The organism is Streptomyces sp. MBT53, assembly GCF_016654115.1.
Classification (GTDB): domain Bacteria; phylum Actinomycetota; class Actinomycetes; order Streptomycetales; family Streptomycetaceae; genus Streptomyces.
On record NZ_JAEQAZ010000159.1, the window covers coordinates 24,795 to 40,831 of the forward strand.

General features: G+C 69.5%; 11 protein-coding genes and 1 pseudogene. 4 read left to right on the forward strand and 8 right to left on the reverse strand.

Annotated elements, in window-relative coordinates; genetic code table 11:
* Nucleotides 1-46: 46 nt before the first annotated feature.
* From pulA to JHN45_RS38805, 3 genes are all read left to right on the forward strand, one after another.
* Nucleotides 47-5,452: a pullulanase-type alpha-1,6-glucosidase gene (gene pulA / locus JHN45_RS38795; RefSeq protein ID WP_201054254.1), complete on the forward strand. Its 5,406-nt coding sequence runs from the start codon at nucleotides 47-49 to the stop codon at nucleotides 5,450-5,452.
* A 76-nt stretch (nucleotides 5,453-5,528) separates the two neighbouring features.
* Complete coding sequence (locus JHN45_RS38800) at nucleotides 5,529-7,160, forward strand: fused response regulator/phosphatase (protein ID WP_200711632.1); 1,632 nt, start codon at nucleotides 5,529-5,531, stop codon at nucleotides 7,158-7,160.
* A gap of 39 nt (nucleotides 7,161-7,199) precedes the next feature.
* Nucleotides 7,200-7,556, forward strand: a complete 357-nt coding sequence (locus tag JHN45_RS38805) for a 5-carboxymethyl-2-hydroxymuconate Delta-isomerase (RefSeq protein ID WP_019067327.1) — start codon at nucleotides 7,200-7,202, stop codon at nucleotides 7,554-7,556.
* 21 nt (nucleotides 7,557-7,577) lie between these two features.
* On the opposite strand, the gene JHN45_RS38810 is transcribed toward JHN45_RS38805, so the two are convergent.
* The 5 genes from JHN45_RS38810 to JHN45_RS38830 all read right to left on the reverse strand — a co-directional run bounded on the left by JHN45_RS38810 (nucleotide 7,578) and on the right by JHN45_RS38830 (nucleotide 12,816).
* The gene (locus JHN45_RS38810) at nucleotides 7,578-8,267 is read right to left on the reverse strand and encodes a TetR/AcrR family transcriptional regulator (RefSeq protein WP_200711634.1); all 690 of its coding nucleotides are present in this window, start codon (nucleotides 8,265-8,267) and stop codon (nucleotides 7,578-7,580) included.
* Nucleotides 8,268-8,336: 69 nt separating this feature from the next.
* Nucleotides 8,337-9,362 carry a PDR/VanB family oxidoreductase gene (locus JHN45_RS38815; protein WP_201054255.1) on the reverse strand — a complete coding sequence of 342 codons (1,026 nt, stop codon included), beginning with the start codon at nucleotides 9,360-9,362 and terminating at the stop codon, nucleotides 8,337-8,339.
* Nucleotides 9,362-10,231, reverse strand: a complete 870-nt coding sequence (locus tag JHN45_RS38820; protein ID WP_201054256.1) for a metal-dependent hydrolase — start codon at nucleotides 10,229-10,231, stop codon at nucleotides 9,362-9,364. Before JHN45_RS38820 ends, JHN45_RS38815 begins: the two co-directional genes overlap by 1 nt.
* 79 nt (nucleotides 10,232-10,310) lie before the next feature.
* Nucleotides 10,311-12,266, reverse strand: coding sequence for a hypothetical protein (locus JHN45_RS38825; protein ID WP_201054257.1), 1,956 nt, complete (start codon nucleotides 12,264-12,266; stop codon nucleotides 10,311-10,313).
* 49 nt (nucleotides 12,267-12,315) lie between these two features.
* Nucleotides 12,316-12,816 carry a tetratricopeptide repeat protein gene (locus JHN45_RS38830; protein WP_200711638.1) on the reverse strand — a complete coding sequence of 167 codons (501 nt, stop codon included), beginning with the start codon at nucleotides 12,814-12,816 and terminating at the stop codon, nucleotides 12,316-12,318.
* A 139-nt stretch (nucleotides 12,817-12,955) separates the two neighbouring features.
* Between JHN45_RS38830 and JHN45_RS38835 the strand changes: the two genes are divergently transcribed.
* A complete protein-coding gene (locus JHN45_RS38835; RefSeq protein ID WP_200711639.1) occupies nucleotides 12,956-13,357 on the forward strand; it encodes a hypothetical protein in 402 nt (133 codons plus the stop codon).
* 132 nt (nucleotides 13,358-13,489) lie between these two features.
* Here the strand turns inward: JHN45_RS38835 and JHN45_RS38840 are convergent, their stop codons facing one another.
* The 3 genes and pseudogenes from JHN45_RS38840 to JHN45_RS53490 form a co-directional block, all read right to left on the reverse strand.
* Nucleotides 13,490-15,055, reverse strand: coding sequence for a DUF1996 domain-containing protein (locus JHN45_RS38840; RefSeq protein ID WP_201054258.1), 1,566 nt, complete (start codon nucleotides 15,053-15,055; stop codon nucleotides 13,490-13,492).
* Nucleotides 15,056-15,238: 183 nt separating this feature from the next.
* The gene (locus tag JHN45_RS38845; RefSeq protein WP_200711641.1) at nucleotides 15,239-15,892 is read right to left on the reverse strand and encodes a response regulator transcription factor; all 654 of its coding nucleotides are present in this window, start codon (nucleotides 15,890-15,892) and stop codon (nucleotides 15,239-15,241) included.
* Nucleotides 15,877-16,037 (reverse strand): annotated as a pseudogene (locus JHN45_RS53490) (sensor histidine kinase); the annotation flags it as partial. The pseudogene JHN45_RS53490 and the gene JHN45_RS38845, both read right to left, overlap by 16 nt.

The window sequence follows — 16,037 nt, forward strand, 5'->3', positions numbered from 1 at the left end:
CGGGGTCGGACCCGAACTGAGCCGTAATCGCAAGGAGTTCACGCCTGTGATACCGAGATGGCCGGCGGCCCGCACGCGCCGCACCGAGCGACGGAGAAGGGCCACGGGCGTCATCGTCGCCGCGCTCCTCGCCGCGTTCGTCCAACCCCTCGCCGCCCACGCCGCGACCCCGCCCGCACCCCCGTCCGACGCGAAGCTGGCGGCCACGCCCGCGCGGCACGACGACACCCGCGAGCAGTTCTACTTCGTGATGCCGGACCGCTTCGCCAACGGCGACACCTCCAACGACCAAGGAGGACTGACCGGTTCACGGCTCAGTACCGGCTACGACCCCACCGACAAGGGCTTCTACCAGGGCGGCGACCTCAAGGGCCTGACCGACCGGCTCGACTACATCAAGGGCCTCGGCACCACCGCCATCTGGATGGCCCCGATCTTCAAGAACCAGCCCGTGCAGGGGACCGGGAGCGACGCCTCCGCCGGCTACCACGGTTACTGGATAACGGACTTCACCAAGGTCGACCCGCACTTCGGCACCAACAAAGACCTCGCGACCCTCATCTCCAAGGCCCACGCCAAGGGCATGAAGGTCTTCTTCGACGTCATCACCAACCACACCGCAGACGTCGTCGACTACGAGGGCAAGTCCTACGACTACCTCTCCAAGGGCGCCTTCCCCTACCTCACCAAGGACGGGCAGCCCTTCGACGACGCCGACTACGCGGACGGCACCAAGACCTTCCCCGCCGTCTCCACCGCCTCCTTCCCGAAGACCCCCACCGTCCCCGCCGACAAGGCGAACGTGAAGGTCCCGGCCTGGCTCAACGACCCGACGATGTACCACAATCGCGGCGACTCGACCTACGTCGGCGAGAACGCCACCTACGGCGACTTCTCCGGCCTCGACGACCTGTGGACCGAACGGCCCGAGGTCGTCAGCGGTATGGAGAAGATCTACGAGAAGTGGGTCCGCGACTTCGATGTCGACGGCTTCCGCATCGACACCGTCAAACACGTCGACATGGACTTCTGGACCCAGTGGGCGACGGCCCTCGACAAGTACGCCGCCGCGCACGGCCGGAAGAACTTCTTCATGTTCGGCGAGGTCTACTCCGCCGACACGTCCGTCACTTCGCCCTACGTCACCCAGGGCCGCCTGGACGCCACGCTCGACTTCCCCTTCCAGGACGCGGCACGCACGTACGCCTCCCAGGGCGGCAGCGCGCAGAAGCTCGCGAGCGTCTTCGGCGACGACTACAAGTACACGACCGACAAGGCGAACGCGTACGAGCAGGTCACCTTCCTCGGCAACCACGACATGGGCCGCATCGGCTACTTCCTCGACCAGGACAACCCGAAGGCCACCGACGCGGAGTTGCTCGCCAAGGACAAGCTCGCCAACGAGCTGATGTTCCTCAGCCGCGGCAACCCCGTCGTCTACTACGGCGACGAACAGGGCTTCACCGGCTCCGGCGGCGACAAGGACGCCCGCCAGACGATGTTCGCCTCGAAGGTCGCCGACTATCTCGACGACGACGAGATCGGCACCGATCGCACGGCCGCGAGCGACGCCTACGACCCGACTGCCCCGCTGTACAAGGAGATCGCCGCCCTCTCCAAGCTGCGCAAGGACAACCCGGCGCTGACCGACGGCGTGCAGACCGAGCGTTACGCGGCCGACGGTGCCGGTGTCTACGCCTTCACGCGGACCAGCGGCAGCGCCGAGTACGTCGTCGCTCTCAACAATGCCGACACGGCCAGGACGGTGACCTTCGCGACCGGTTCGCCGGACATGAAGTACCGGGGGATCTACGGGAGTTCGGCCACCGCGACGAGCGGCGCCGACAACAAGGTGACGGTCACCGTCCCGGCCGGTTCCGCGATCGTGCTCAAGGCGGCCGGCTCCCTCGCTCGCCCGGTGAGCAAGCCGACGATCACCCTCAAGGCGCCGGACGCCGGAGCCACCGGCACGGTCGAGCTGAGCGCCGATGTCACGGGCGGCCAGCTCAACCGGGTCGTCTTCGCCGCCCAGACCGGCAACGGCAAGTGGCAGACGCTCGGTTCCGCCGACCACGCCCCGTACAAGGTCACCCAGACCGTCGGCAAGGACGTGGCGCCCGGAACGGCCCTGCGGTACAAGGCAGTTGTGGTCGACTCCAGCGGGCGCACGGCGAGCGCGACAGCCGCCTCCACGTCCGGTACCCCGCCCGCCGCCGAGGTCCCCACCGCCTCCTCGCGCGACTACGCGGTCGTCCACTACAAGCGCACCGACGGCGACTACGACAACTGGGGCCTGTACGCCTGGGGCGACCTCGCGGACGGCGAGGCGACCACCTGGCCGGCCAGTCACCCGTTCGTCGGGCGTGATGCCTACGGTGCCTTCTCCTACGTCAAGTTGAAGCCGGGCGCCTCGAACGTCAGCTTCCTGGTGATCGACAAGGACGGCAACAAGGATGTCGCCGCCGACCGTTCGATCGACGTCACCCAGACCGGTGAGGTGTGGATCGAGCAGGGCAAGGACGCCGTACAGACTCAGCGGCCGGACTATCCGGCGCAGGACACCGCCAAGGCCGTCATCCACTACCACCGCGCGGACGGCGACTACAGCGGCTGGGGCCTGCATGTCTGGACGGGTGCCGCGAACCCCACGGACTGGTCGAGCCCGCTCCAGCCGGTGAAGACCGATGCCTACGGCGCGGTCTTCGAGGTGCCGCTCAACTCCGGTGCCACCAGCCTCAGTTACATCATCCACAAGGGCGACGAGAAGGATCTCTCCGCCGATCAGTCGCTCGACCTCAAGTCCAACGGGTACGAGGTGTGGCTGTTGAACGGTCAGGAGAAGTACCTCCTGCCGCAGCCCGCCGGCAGCGCGGCGGCCCTTGACCTGACCACCTCCAAGGCGGTCTGGATCGACCGGGACACGGTCGCCTGGAACGGGTCCGACGCGGCTGCCTCGACCCAGCTCCTGTACTCCCACGACGGTTCCATCGCGGTGAAGGACGGGGCGCTGACGAGCGACGACGAGCGGTGGCTGCGGCTGTCGAAGACCACGCTCACCGACGCGCAGAAGGCCAAGTTCCCCTATCTGAAGGACTACACGGCCTGGTCCGTCGACCCGCGTGACCGGGGCCGGGTGCGGGAGGCCCTGACCGGTCAGCTCGTCGCCTCCCAACGGGCCGTCAACGGCGCCGTGTTGGCGGCGACCGGGGTACAGATCGCCGGTGTCCTCGACGACGTGTACGCCGCCGCGAGCAAGGCCGACCTCGGCCCGACCTTCCGCAAGGGCCGTCCCACGCTGGCCGTTTGGGCGCCGACGGCACAGAACGTGTCTCTCGATCTCGACGGCTCGCTGAAGAGGATGAGCCGTGACGCCACCACCGGCATCTGGTCCGTCACCGGCCCGGCCTCCTGGAAGAACAAGCCCTACCGGTACGTCGTCAAGGTGTGGGCGCCGACCGTCCGGAAGGTCGTCACCAACCAGGTCACCGACCCCTACTCGGTCGCCCTCACCGCCGACTCCGAGCGCAGCCTCGTCGTCGACCTCGACGACAAGTCCCTTGCCCCGAGCGGCTGGTCGACCCTGAAGAAACCCAAGGCGGTGGCGCTGAAGGACGCCGAGATCCAGGAGCTGCACGTCCGCGACTTCTCCGTCGCCGACAAGACCGTCCCCGCGAAGGACCAGGGGACGTATCTCGCCTTCACCGACAAGGGCAGCGACGGCTCCAAGCATCTGCGGGAGCTGGCCAAGTCCGGGACGTCGTACGTGCACTTGCTGCCCGTCTTCGACATCGCCACCATCCCGGAGAAGAAGTCTGAGCAGTCGACCACCGACTGCGACCTCGCCTCCTACGCCGCCGACTCGGAGCAGCAGCAGGCGTGCGTGGCGGCCGTCGCCGCGAAGGACGCCTACAACTGGGGTTACGACCCGTACCACTTCACGGTTCCCGAGGGTTCTTACGCGACCGACCCGGACGGCACCGGCCGTACCGTCGAGTTCCGCAAGATGGTCAAGTCCCTGAACGAGGACGGGCTGCGGGTCGTCATGGACGTGGTCTACAACCACACGGCGGCCAGTGGACAGGCGGACTACTCGGTCCTGGACAAGATCGTGCCCGGCTACTACCAGCGGCTGCTGGCCGACGGCAGCGTGGCCACCTCCACCTGCTGTGCCAACACGGCCACCGAGAACGCCATGATGGGCAAGCTCGTCGTCGACTCCGTGGTCACCTGGGCCAAGGAGTACAAGGTCGACGGCTTCCGCTTCGACCTCATGGGGCACCAGCCGAAGGCCAACATCCTCGCCGTGCGCAAGGCGTTGGACGCGCTGACGCTCGCGAAGGACGGCGTCGACGGCAAGAAGATCATCATGTACGGCGAGGGCTGGAACTTCGGCGAGGTCGCCGACGACGCCCGGTTCGTGCAGGCCACGCAGAAGAACATGGCCGGTACGGGCGTCGCCACCTTCTCCGACCGGGCCCGGGACGCGGTGCGCGGCGGCAGCCCCTTCGACGCGGACCCGGGAGTGCAGGGCTTCGCGTCGGGGCTGTATACCGACCCCAACTCCTCCACGGCGAACGGCACTTCGGCCGAGCAGAAGGCCCGCCTCCTGCACTACCAGGACCTCATCAAGGTCGGCCTGAGCGGCAACCTCGCCAAGTACCGCTTCACCGACACGGACGGGAAGGACGTCACCGGCGCCGAGGTCGACTACAACGGCGCTCCCGCCGGATACGCGGACGCGCCCGGCGACGCCCTCGCCTATGTCGACGCGCACGACAACGAGTCGCTGTTCGACGCGCTGACGTACAAGCTGCCCGCCGGGACGAGCGCGGCCGACCGGGCCAGGGCGCAGGTCCTCGCGATGGCCACCGCGACTCTCTCGCAGGGGCCGTCGCTGTCGCAGGCCGGTACCGATCTGCTGCGCTCGAAGTCCCTGGACCGCAACTCCTTCGACAGCGGCGACTGGTTCAACGCGATCCACTGGAACTGCGCGGACGGCAACGGCTTCGGGCGGGGGCTGCCGTTGGCGGCCGACAACGCGTCCAAGTGGCCGTACGCCCAAGGTCTGTTGACGTCGGTGAAGGTCGGCTGCGGGCAGATCGAGGGGGCCTCGGCCGCGTACCGGGATCTGCTGAGGATCCGTACGACGGAGGGTGTCTTCTCGCTCGACACGGCCGGGCAGGTGCAGGCGAAGCTGTCGTTCCCGTTGTCCGGGAAGGACGAGACGCCCGGGGTGATCACCATGGAACTCGGTGATCTTGTCGTCGTGTTCAACGCGACGCCGAGCGGGCAGGAGCAGAAGGTGGACGCGCTGGCCGGTACCGGCTACCGGCTGCACCCGGTGCAGGCGGCGGGTGCGGACGCCGTGGTGAAGTCCGCTTCGTACGACAAGGGGACCGGTACTTTCGTGGTTCCTGAACGCACAGTGGCGGTATTCACCCGGACATCCTGAAAGCGCATTATCGTGGTGGGGCGGGCTGTGGACATCGGCCTGCCCCACCGGTGTGTCAAAGGGCCAGGGCTGACAAATGGACGTCAATGGCAAGCTGACGCACGCGACCGTGCTGCTCGTGGACGACGAGCCCGCGAGCCGGTTCGCGGTCGAGAGTGTGCTGAGCAGGGCCGGTCATCGGGTTCTCGCGGTCGGCAGCGGCGGCGAGGCGCTCACGGAGCTCGATGTGCGGCTGCGCAAGGGGAACCTGCCCGACGTGGCGCTGATCGACGTGCACCTGCCGGACATGAGCGGGTTCGAACTGTGCCGGCTGCTCAAGGAACGGCCGCGCATGGCGGGCCTACCGGTCGTGCACGTCTCCGCCCTCGCCGTCCCGCCGAGCGACCGCTGCCCGGCGCTCGACGCGGGCGACGAGGCCTATCTGACGGTGCCCGCCGAGCCCGAGGAGATCGAGGCGGCCGTCCGGGCCGCGGTCCGGGCCGCCCGGCTGCGGGCCGACGACCAGGCGCTCGTCAAACGGCTGACCCTGCTGTCCGAGATGATCGTCACCATCCAGGCGGCGCGCTCCCTCCAGGAACTCGTCGAGGTCGCCGCCGACGGCACCGCGCGGCTCACCAACACCCCCGCCGCCGTGTTCGTCCTCGACCGGGACGACGAGCTGTACCGCGGCCTGCCCCGGGACCGCACCTCGGTCGCGCTGCCGGCTCCCGGCGCCGACCGGGCCGTGGCCCGGCTGCTGCGGCGGCTGTCCCAGGGGCAGTCGGGGGTGCAGATCACCACGGTGCCCGCGCCGCTGTGGCCCACCGGCTACTTCCGGCCCGGTGTCGAGCACGACGCCCGGCTGGCGGTGGTCCTCACCCAGGAGGGTCGGGCCCCGGTCTGTCTCGCCGCACCCACCCGCGGGCTGCGCCGCGTGGGCCCGGAGGCCGAGGCGCTGCTGGCGCAGCTTGCCCAGGCCACCGCGCTCGCCGCCGAGCCGCTCCTCATGTACCAGGTCGAGCGGCATGTCGCCCTCACCCTCCAGCGCAGCTTCCTGCCCAAACCGGACCAGCTGCCCGAACTCCCGGGCGTCGACGCCGCCGTCCGGTACGTGCCCGCCTCCCAGGACGCGGAGATCGGCGGCGACTTCTACGCCGTCCTGCGGGCCGGCGGGGGAGTGCTCTTCGCCGTCGGTGACGTCGTCGGGCACTCGCTGGAGGCGGCCACCGTCATGGTGGAGATACGGCACGCGCTGCGCGCCTACTGCGTCGACGAGAGCGACCCGAGCGTGCTCGCCGAGCGGCTGGACCGGATGCTGCGGCACTACCACCCCGAGACCACGGCCACCATGTGCCTGGCCCTCGTCGACCCCGGCACCGGGCGCACCCTGATCTCCAACTCGGGCCACATCCCGCCGCTGATCGTCCGGGACTCCGGCACCGCGGACTACGCCAAGGCGGCGGGCCCGCTGCTCGGCGTGGGCCTGTCCCACCCGCCGCCCACGGAGCTGTTCCTCGAACCCACCGACCGGCTCCTGATGATCACCGACGGCCTGATCGAGACCCGCGGCACGGACATCGCGGCCTCCATGGAACACCTCCGCGCCGCAGCCTCCGGCGCCCTGCCCGGCCTGGACGCCCTGTGCGACACCCTCCTCGACTGCTTCGGCGTCGACCGGGAGGACGACATCGCGATGCTGGCGCTGCGGCTGGGGCTGGACAGGCCCTAGGGTGAGCCCGTCATCGGCCGAGAACAACAGGGGAATCCCATGCCGCAGATCACCGTCGACCACTCCCACACGATCTCCTTCGACCAGGACGGTTTCGCCCGTGCGCTGCACGAGGCGGTGGTCGAGATCGCCGCGGCGAAGCCGGAGGCGTGCAAGACCCAGTTCCGTCCGGCCGAGTACACGGCCTTCGGGTACGAGGGTCTCGACGAGCTGGGACACACCGTCGTCCATGTCACCCTCGGCCTGCTCGCCGGCCGCACCGAGGAGACCAAGGCGAAGCTGACCGAGAAGGTCCTGGAACTCCTCCGCGAGTACATCGACGAGGACGGCTCGGTGCTGCACGCCTCCGCCGAGGTACGCGAACTCGACGCGTCCTACCGGAAGTTCGAGCGCTAGAGACTGTCCTCGGTGGCTGCCCTACGACGCCAGGGCGACGAGCCGGACGACCAGGTCGGTGAACGGCCCGTCGCCCGGCTCGTTCCTGAGGGATTCGCGCAGCAGCGCGGCCAGTTCGTCGTCGTACGCCGCGCTCACCGCCGCCAACGCCCCGAAGTCGTGCACGAGTTGGCGTTCCAGATCGGCGCGCGGGATACGCCGGCCGTCCAGCCAGATCAGTGCCGTCGACTCGACCAGCGAGATCCACGAGCGGATCATCAACTCCAGCCGGGCGGGCGGCTGTTCGACCTTCATATGGGAGAGGATCTGGAGGTACGCGGCATGCCGCACCCCGTCCACGAGCGCGTTGGTGGTGGACGAGCCGACCGCCGGACCACCGCGCATCAGCGCCGCGAATCCGGGCCCGTGGTCGTCCACGAAGTCGAAGAACCGGCCCATCACCCGCAGCAGCCGTCCCCCCAGCGAGCCCTCCTCGGGGACCTCGAACCGCCCGGCGAGATCGTCCGAGGCACGCTGCAACGCGGCCTCGTACAGGCTGAGTTTGCCGGGGAAGTAGTGGTAGACGAGCGGTCGCGAGATGCCCGCGGCGGCGGCTATCTCGTCGATGGAGACCTCGTCGGGCGAGCGATGGCTGAACAGGTCGAGAGCGACGCCGATCAACTGCTGCCGCCGTTCCTCGACTCCCATCCTGCGGCGAACCCCGGTACTCATGCGAACACCTTACCGATCTGATCCGGCCCCGAACGGACCGGACCGACCAGGGTTGCTCACATCACCCCATCACAGATCCAACACCAGACGCACACTTCGGGCCCGGGACACACAGATCAGCATCGAGTCGGCCCGCTCCGCATCCGTCAGCAACTCGTCCCGGTGCTCAACTTCCCCTTCCAGCACCCGCTGTTGACAGGTTCCGCAGAATCCCTGCTCGCAGGAGTAGAGGGTGTTCGGCAGCTCCGCGCGGACGGCGGCGAGCACGGTGGAGTCGGCGGGTACGGTCAACGTCCGTCCGCTGCGCCGGAGTTCGAGCTCGAAGGCTTCGCCCTCGGCTGAGGTCCGAGGAGCGAAGCGCTCCAGACGCACGTCCGGGAAGCGCTCCTCGACGGCCGCCATGAGCCCCTCCGGCCCACAGCAGTAGACGACCGCACCCTCCGGTACGTCGGCCAACTCCCGGTCCAGATCCGGCAGTCCGGCCACCACGGTCACCCGGTCCGCGCCGAACGCCTCGATCTCCGCCAGGAACGGCAGCGACTCCCGCGTCCGACCGGCGTACAGCAGCCGCCAGTCGGCACCCTCGGGCAACGCCCGCAGCATCGACAGGACGGGCGTGATCCCGATGCCGCCGGCCACGAAGACATACGCGGGCGCCGCGACGAGCGGGAACCTGTTGCGCGGCCCCCGCACCTCCAACTCCGCGCCCACCCACACCTGTTCGTGCACCTCGCGCGACCCGCCCCGCCCGTCCTCGACCAGCCGCGTCGCGACCGTGTACGTCGAGGTGTCCGCCGGATCCCCGCACAGCGAGTACTGCCGCACCAGCCCCGAAGGCAGCACCAGATCGATGTGCGCCCCCGGCTCCCAGCCCGGCAAGTCCCGCCCTTCCAGGCGCAGTTGTACGACGCCGTCGGCGACCGTCTCCTTCGCGGCGACCCGCAGCCGCAGTGCCCGGGTGCGCGGCCGGCCGGAGGTGGGCGGGTCCAGCGCGGGCAGCGGCCACAGCGGTGAGACCCGTACCCGGCGCCGCAGCGCGCGCCGGGTCAGCAGCGCGGCACCGGCCAGCACCGCGACCGTGAGCGGCTTGGGCACTACTCCGCCCTCTTCTCGGCGGCCAGTGCCGCGGGCGAGGAGGCCAGATAGGCGACGGCCTGCTCGGTGCTGCCCTCCTGGGAGGGGTGGTAGGCGCGGCTCAGATAGCGGGGTATGGACCTGAGCATGTCGCCGGTCGCGGGCAGGGTGCCGCGCCGGCCGGCGACGTAGAAGTCCTTGAAGCTCGCGCGGCGGTCGACGAGGGTCGGGTCGTTCGCCATGAAGAAGCGGGCGCCGCGCTGCCACAGGAACATCAGCGCGGTGAACGCGGTGGCCCAGGTGCGGGCGCGCCGCCGGTAGCTGCCGTCGACGTGCATGAAGAGGTCGAAGGCGACGGACCGGTGCTCGACCTCCTCGGCGCCGTGCCAGCGCAGCAGGTCCAGCATGGTCGGATCGGCGCCGCGCCGGTCCAGCTCCTCGGCGTTCAGCACCCAGTTGCCGAGGAACGCGGTGTAGTGCTCGATGGCCGCGATGGTGGCGACCCGCTCCAGCAGCCACCACTTCCGGGCCCGGCCCGGGGGCAGGGTGCGGTCGCCGAGCAGCTTCTCGAAGAACCAGTCGACCTGCGCGGTGTACGGGGTCGGGTCGAGGCCCAACTCCCTCAGATGCGGGAGGACTTCGTCGTGGGCCTGGGAGTGCATCGCCTCCTGGCCGATGAACCCGATCACGTCCTCGCGCAGCCGCTCGTCCCGGATGAGGGGCAGCACCTGCCTGTAGACGTGCACGAACCACCGCTCGCCGGCGGGCAGCAGCAGATGCAGCACGTTGATGGTGTGCGTGGTGAACGGATCGCCGGGCACCCAGTGCAGCGGGGTGCCCGCCCAGGAGAAGGACACCTTGCGGGCCTTGAGCGGCTGCTTGTTGGACATGGCGTCAATGTACTGACGGGTAAGTCTGGGGGGAACCCTTGCGCGGGGACTTGTTGACGCGAGTGTCAGCTAGCGGTGTCTAGCGGAGTCCGGTGATCGTCCTGCCGTCGGCCAGCGTGCCGTTCAGCTCGGCCTGGACACCCTGCTCGGTCTTCACGGCCAGCAGACCGCCCTGCGCCGAGCCGGTCACCCCGCCCGTCGCCCTGATCGACTTGGTGTCCTTGCCGCCGGCGGCCAGCAGATACCAGCTGCCCGCCGCCGACTTCCACAGCACTCCGGCCAGCACCTGCGGGTCGCGCGCCCCGCACGCCGCCACGTCCTGCGCCTTCGCGGCGACCGCGCCGTACGTACCGCCCGGGGTGTGGAACTGCGCCAGCACCCGCTCGCCGCCGCCCCGCCAGGTCTCGGCCCGGGTGCACACCCAGGCCGCCGTGCCGCTCGCGTCGGGCAGCGGCTGAGCGGCGTACTGCCAGGCGTTCACGGACCGTACGCCGAGCGAGCGCATCGCGCCGAGGGAGCAGGCGAAGGGCGCCCAGGCACGCTGGGTCTCCGCGCCGGACACCTCGTGGGCCGCGCCGGGCCGCCCGGCGGTGAGGTGCGCCGGGACCAGTTCGCCGAGGTCGCTCATCAGGCGGGTGCCGGTGTCGTCGGTCAGCTGGAGCACGTTCCACGACGTGCACGCGCCGGTCTGCTGGGCGGGGGAGGCGAGCGGCGAGGTGATGCCGTCGGTGAGGGTCATGGGCAGGGCGCCGGCGCTCGGCTTCAGCAGGTCCCGCTCGGCGACCTTCTTCACCCAAGGAGCCGTCAGATAACGGACGTTGCCGTCGGCCCGGTCCAGGACCACCGCGTTCGCCTCGGTGCCGGTCGCGGCGTCGACCCGCGCGAAGTCCAGCGCGGCGCCCTTGGTGCCGTCCTTCGGTTCGGCGTAGCGGGCGATGCGGAGACCGTCGTAGAGGATCACCACGCGGGCGTTGTCGACCGTTCCCGCGTACAGGAGTTGGGGCGGTCCCGCCGGGCCGCCGGAGGGGGTGCCGGGGGTCGCCGAGACCTGGACGGACTCGCCGGGGCGGGCCCAGACGGCGAGGGCGCGGCGCAGCAGGGCGGTGTTCTCGGTGAGGTCGCCGCGGGCGGGCCAGACGGAGAAGTCCTTGCGCGTGGAGAGCTCCCACGCGGTGGGCGCGATCCGGGTCAACTTGCCCGGATTCAGGGCGGCTTCGGCCGCCGGGTTCGCCGCGTACGCGGGTGCGGCGGCGCCGTCCGGGCCCCAGCCGCCGCCCGGCAGGGCGAGCAGCGCGCCGCACACGGCGACGGCCGCCGCGGCGGCGAGTGCGGCCTTGCCGTGCTGACGGCGGCGCATCAGATCGGTGGGCCGGGCGTGCAGCGAACAGGGGTCGAACTCGGGGGAGTCGAGCAACGGGTACTGCGCGGGCGCCTCGTCGGCCTCGCGCAGCGCCGCGTCCACCTCGTCGACTCCGGCCGCCGCCAGCACCCGGCGTACGTCGCCGTCGGGCAGCTTCTCCAGGCCGCGCAGCGCGTACACCGCGCGGGCCGGGCCCGACAGGGCCGACAGCCGCTGGTCCAGGGCGAGTTCGTCGGCGCCGCCCGAGCGCGGGAAGAGCCGCAGGCCCCACACCTGGGGGAGCAGCGGCGGGAGTTGGGAGCGCTTGGGCCACGCCCGGAACGACAGCGGGAGGCCCGCCTCCAGGGCCGTACGCACGACCTGGAGGCGGACGAAGGCGTAGCCGGGGTCGCCGTCCCGGCCCTCCCCCACCCTCGAACTCACTCGGGCGGGGGGACCCCCATTCTGGGCCGGGATCGCGGACGCGGAGACGCGGCCCCTGGGCAGGGCGCGCTGGGTGAGGGCGTGCGCGGTCAGGACGCGCCGGTTGCGGCCGAGGCTCGGGGGGAGCACCAGATAGGCGAGCCGGACGAGCCGTGGATAGTGCTCGACGAGCGCGGCCTCGGCCTGTTCGACATCGACGACCGGGGCGGTGGGTGAAGCTGCGGGGCGCTTGGCGACATCCTGTGACTGCACGTTCAGCAAAACGAGCGAATCGTGAGTTGGTCACCGCCACCCGGGCGACTCAGGCCTCGGGCTCCACCAAAGCCCTCGCGTAGTTCGCCATCGACCGCTGGTAGCGCGGCAGATGGGGCGCCAGCGCGCCCAGGACGAGGGACAGGCCCTCGCGGTCGCGGCCCAGGCTGGACAGACACAGGGCGAGGCATCCGCGTACCGCGTCGTCCAACTCGTCCGAGGGGCCGTCGAGTTCGGGTGTGAGCAGCTTGACGCCCTCCTCCGCCCGTCCGATGTTCCGCAGCGAGCTGGAGAGTTGGATCTTCGCGCGACGGCCCTTGTAACCGTCGAGCCCGCGTGCCAGTGCCTCCTGGTACAGCGGAACGGCCTGGTCCGAGTGGCCGGTCGAGTCCCAGGCGCAGGCCCGCTCGAACGGGCCCAGCGGGCTGCCGTCCGGGAGTTCGGCGACGAGTGCGTCGATCAGGGCACGGAAGTCGGCGGCCCGCTCCTCCGGATAGTCGTCGAAGGTCGCCCAGGCGGCGGTCGTACGGTCTTCCCAGTCTTTGTTCACGGGCGCCACCTTCGCAGACGGGTGCAGCCGAGGGCCATGGATTTGAGTGCGGGGCCCGTTGTGTCCGTATCGAAGGAGAAGGCCCCTCGTCGGGGCCGTCTGCGGCATGCTGCTGACCGGACTACCGGAGGAACGACAGATGAGGCTGACCCGACCGATGCTCGCGGTGGCCGGCGCCGCGGCGGCGCTGGCGCTGGTGGGCTGCGGCGCCGACACCAAGGCCGCGACCGTACCTCCGGCGGCCACCGGCAGCCTGGAGAGCCTGGCGGCCAAGGTGAAGTGCACGCCCGACATCCAGACCGACGCCGACGAACTCCGCCAGGCCATCTGCAAGATGAGCTACGGCAAGTTCGTCCTCGCCACCTTCGCCACCGACCGCGGCCAGCGCGAGTGGATCAACGACGCCAAGGACTACGGCGGTTTCTACCTCGTCGGCCGCAAGTGGGTCGCCGTCGGCACCGACAAGATCGTCAAGAAACTGCAGACGACGCTCGGCGGCGACGAGGAGATCGGCACCGACCACTCGAAGCACACCAGCTGAAAGCTGTGTCACCGGTTCACACCCCTCAAAGGGCTCACACCGGTTAGTCCAGGACACACACGAAAGCGGGCGGTGGGAGAAAATCCCACCGCCCGCTTCGTACTGCCGGGTGCTACCGGCTGGCTGCGCTCACTAGCACTTCTTGCCGGTGTTGATGCAGTTGGCGATCGTCGCCGCCAGGTTGTTCTTGGTGACGCTGATGAAGTCGTCGTGGTCGGTCGACGCCTTGTGCAGCTGCTCCGGGAAACCGTCCACCGCGTAGGCGTTCTTGACCACGCCGTTCTGGATGGTCGGCGGGGTGATCTTGTAGACGAGACGCATCGTCAGCTGCGGGATGGCCTTGAAGCCGTTCCCGCAGACACCGCTCGCCGGGTCCGCGAAGGCCACGTGCGTACGGTGGTTGGCGCTGTCGATGTTCACGCCGTCCCAGCAGCTCTGGAAGGCGAAGGTACGCACCACGTTGCTGCCCTGCGGGCAGATCGGGTACTGCTCCGTCAGCTGGACCTTGTTCTCGAAGCCGGTGCAGCTCCAGTGCGCGTTGGCATTGGCCAGACCGTTGGTGAGGGTCTTGGCGTCACCGGTGATGATGCGCAGGAACTGCGGCATCGCGACGACCTTGCTGGCCGGCGAGCCGACGTACTTGATCTGCGCCGACTGCGGGGTCAGGATCTTGCCGACGTTGCCTTCCTTGCCACCGCCGAGCGCGTTCGCGTCGAACTCCTGCGAGCCGTCCTGCACACGCACGACCGGCCAGTAGTAGGCCGAGAGGTCACTCTGGTTCTGGCAGCTGGAGGGGGCGGCCAGCAGCGAGTCGTTCGTGGAGAACGCGTTGACCTTCTGGTTGCCGACGTAGTCGTGCTCGTGGTGCGCGCCGTTGGTCACGCCGGGCGCCACGATGACGTTGTCGGTGTTGTGGTTCTTGTTGGCGTTGACACCGCACCTGGTGGTGAAGGAGCCCGTCGAGGCCTGGGCCTGCTTCTGCGGCTTGGCCAGGACGTTGTTCGCGACCTTCGTGATGTCCACGAAGTCCGCGGCCGTCGGGCCGTTGCCTGCCTGACCACCGTTGTTGGCGGCGGGCGCGGAAGCGCTGGCGCTGGCACTCGGAGCAGCGGTGTTGCCGTTGTTCTGGCCGCCGTTGTTGTTCTGACCACCGTTGTTGTTCTGACCACCGTTGTTGTTCTGGCCGCCGTTGTTGTTCTGGCCACCGGCGGTGGTGTTGTTGGCGGTCTGCGTCGTACAGGCGGCGAGTTGCTTCAGTGCAGCCGCATTAACACTGCCGCCCACTCGCTGGATGTCGATGCGGATACGGTCGATCGTCGCGGCCCGCTTCTCCTTGAGGGGGCCGACGATCGCGTTCTGCACGAAGCTCGGGTCGTTGGCCTGCGCCTGGCGCGTCGAGGCGAGCCGGGCATAGGCCTCGGTGATCTGCTTGTCGAGGTTCGCCAACTCGGTGGCGACGCCCTGACGAGCCTTCTGCGGCACGTTCGTCAGCTGCTGGCCGACGTCCGGGCAGGCGATCGTCGCGACAGCACTCGCCGCGGCGGCCTTCGTGGTGTTCTGGCCCGATGAGCTGGACTCATGCGCCGAAGCGTTCATCTGCGCCCAGATCAGCCCGGCCCCCCCGATGGCTAGGGCAGCCGAGGCAGCGATGGCCTTGGTGGCCATCGGCGTACGGCGTTTACGATCATTGCGTCCCATGGAACTCCTCTGACTTCCTTGCGGGGCAGCGAGGCGCCCGACAGGAGTGAAGCGGCTCCCTTTGATACGCAGGGGGTCCCAGGAGTGTTCAGCCGTCTCATAAATTTATGAGAGGTTCCTGGGTAAGTCCCCTATCAACTGGCCGTTAAACACCACCAGTTGTGATCGACTCACAGCTAGTGCTCAGCGTCCCTGGTCCAAATAGGCCAATACCGCCAGCACGCGGCGATTGTCGTCGTCCGAGACTTCCAGCCCCAGTTTCGCGAAAATATTGGACGTGTGCTTCCCGATCGCCCGTTCCGTCACGACGAGTTGCCCCGCGATCGCCGCGTTCGACCGCCCCTGCGCCATCAGTTCGAGCACCTCGACCTCCCGGGGCGTGAGCCGCCCCAGCGGCCGGTCGTCGGCCGCCCGCCGCGCCAGCAACTGCTGAATCACCTGCGGATCCATCACCGTCCCACCGCCGGCCACCCGCCGTACGGCGTCCACGAACTGCTCCGCGTCGAACACCCGGTCCTTCAGCAGATAGCCCACCCCGCCACTCCCGTCGGCGAGCAACTCCCGCGCGTACAACTGCTCCACGTGCTGCGACAGCACCAGCACCGGAAACCCGGGCCGCTCCCGCCGCGCCCGCAACGCGCACTGCAGCCCCTCGTCGGTGTGCGTGGGCGGCAGCCGTACGTCGACCACGGCCACGTCCGGCGCCAACTCGGCCAGCGCCCTGGTGAGTTCGGGCCCGCTCTCCACAGCGGCGGCGATCTCGAAGTCGTAGGCCTCCAACAGCCGCACCAGCCCGTCCCGCAGCAGGAACAGGTCTTCGGCTAGGACAACACGCACGGAATCTCCATGGTCACCACGGTGGGACCGCCCGCGGGGCTGCTGACGGCCAGGACGCCGTCGAATGTACCGAGTCGCCGCCCGACTCCGGAGAGTCCCGACCCCGCCCCGACCACGGCACCACCCCCACCGTTGTCGGTGACGG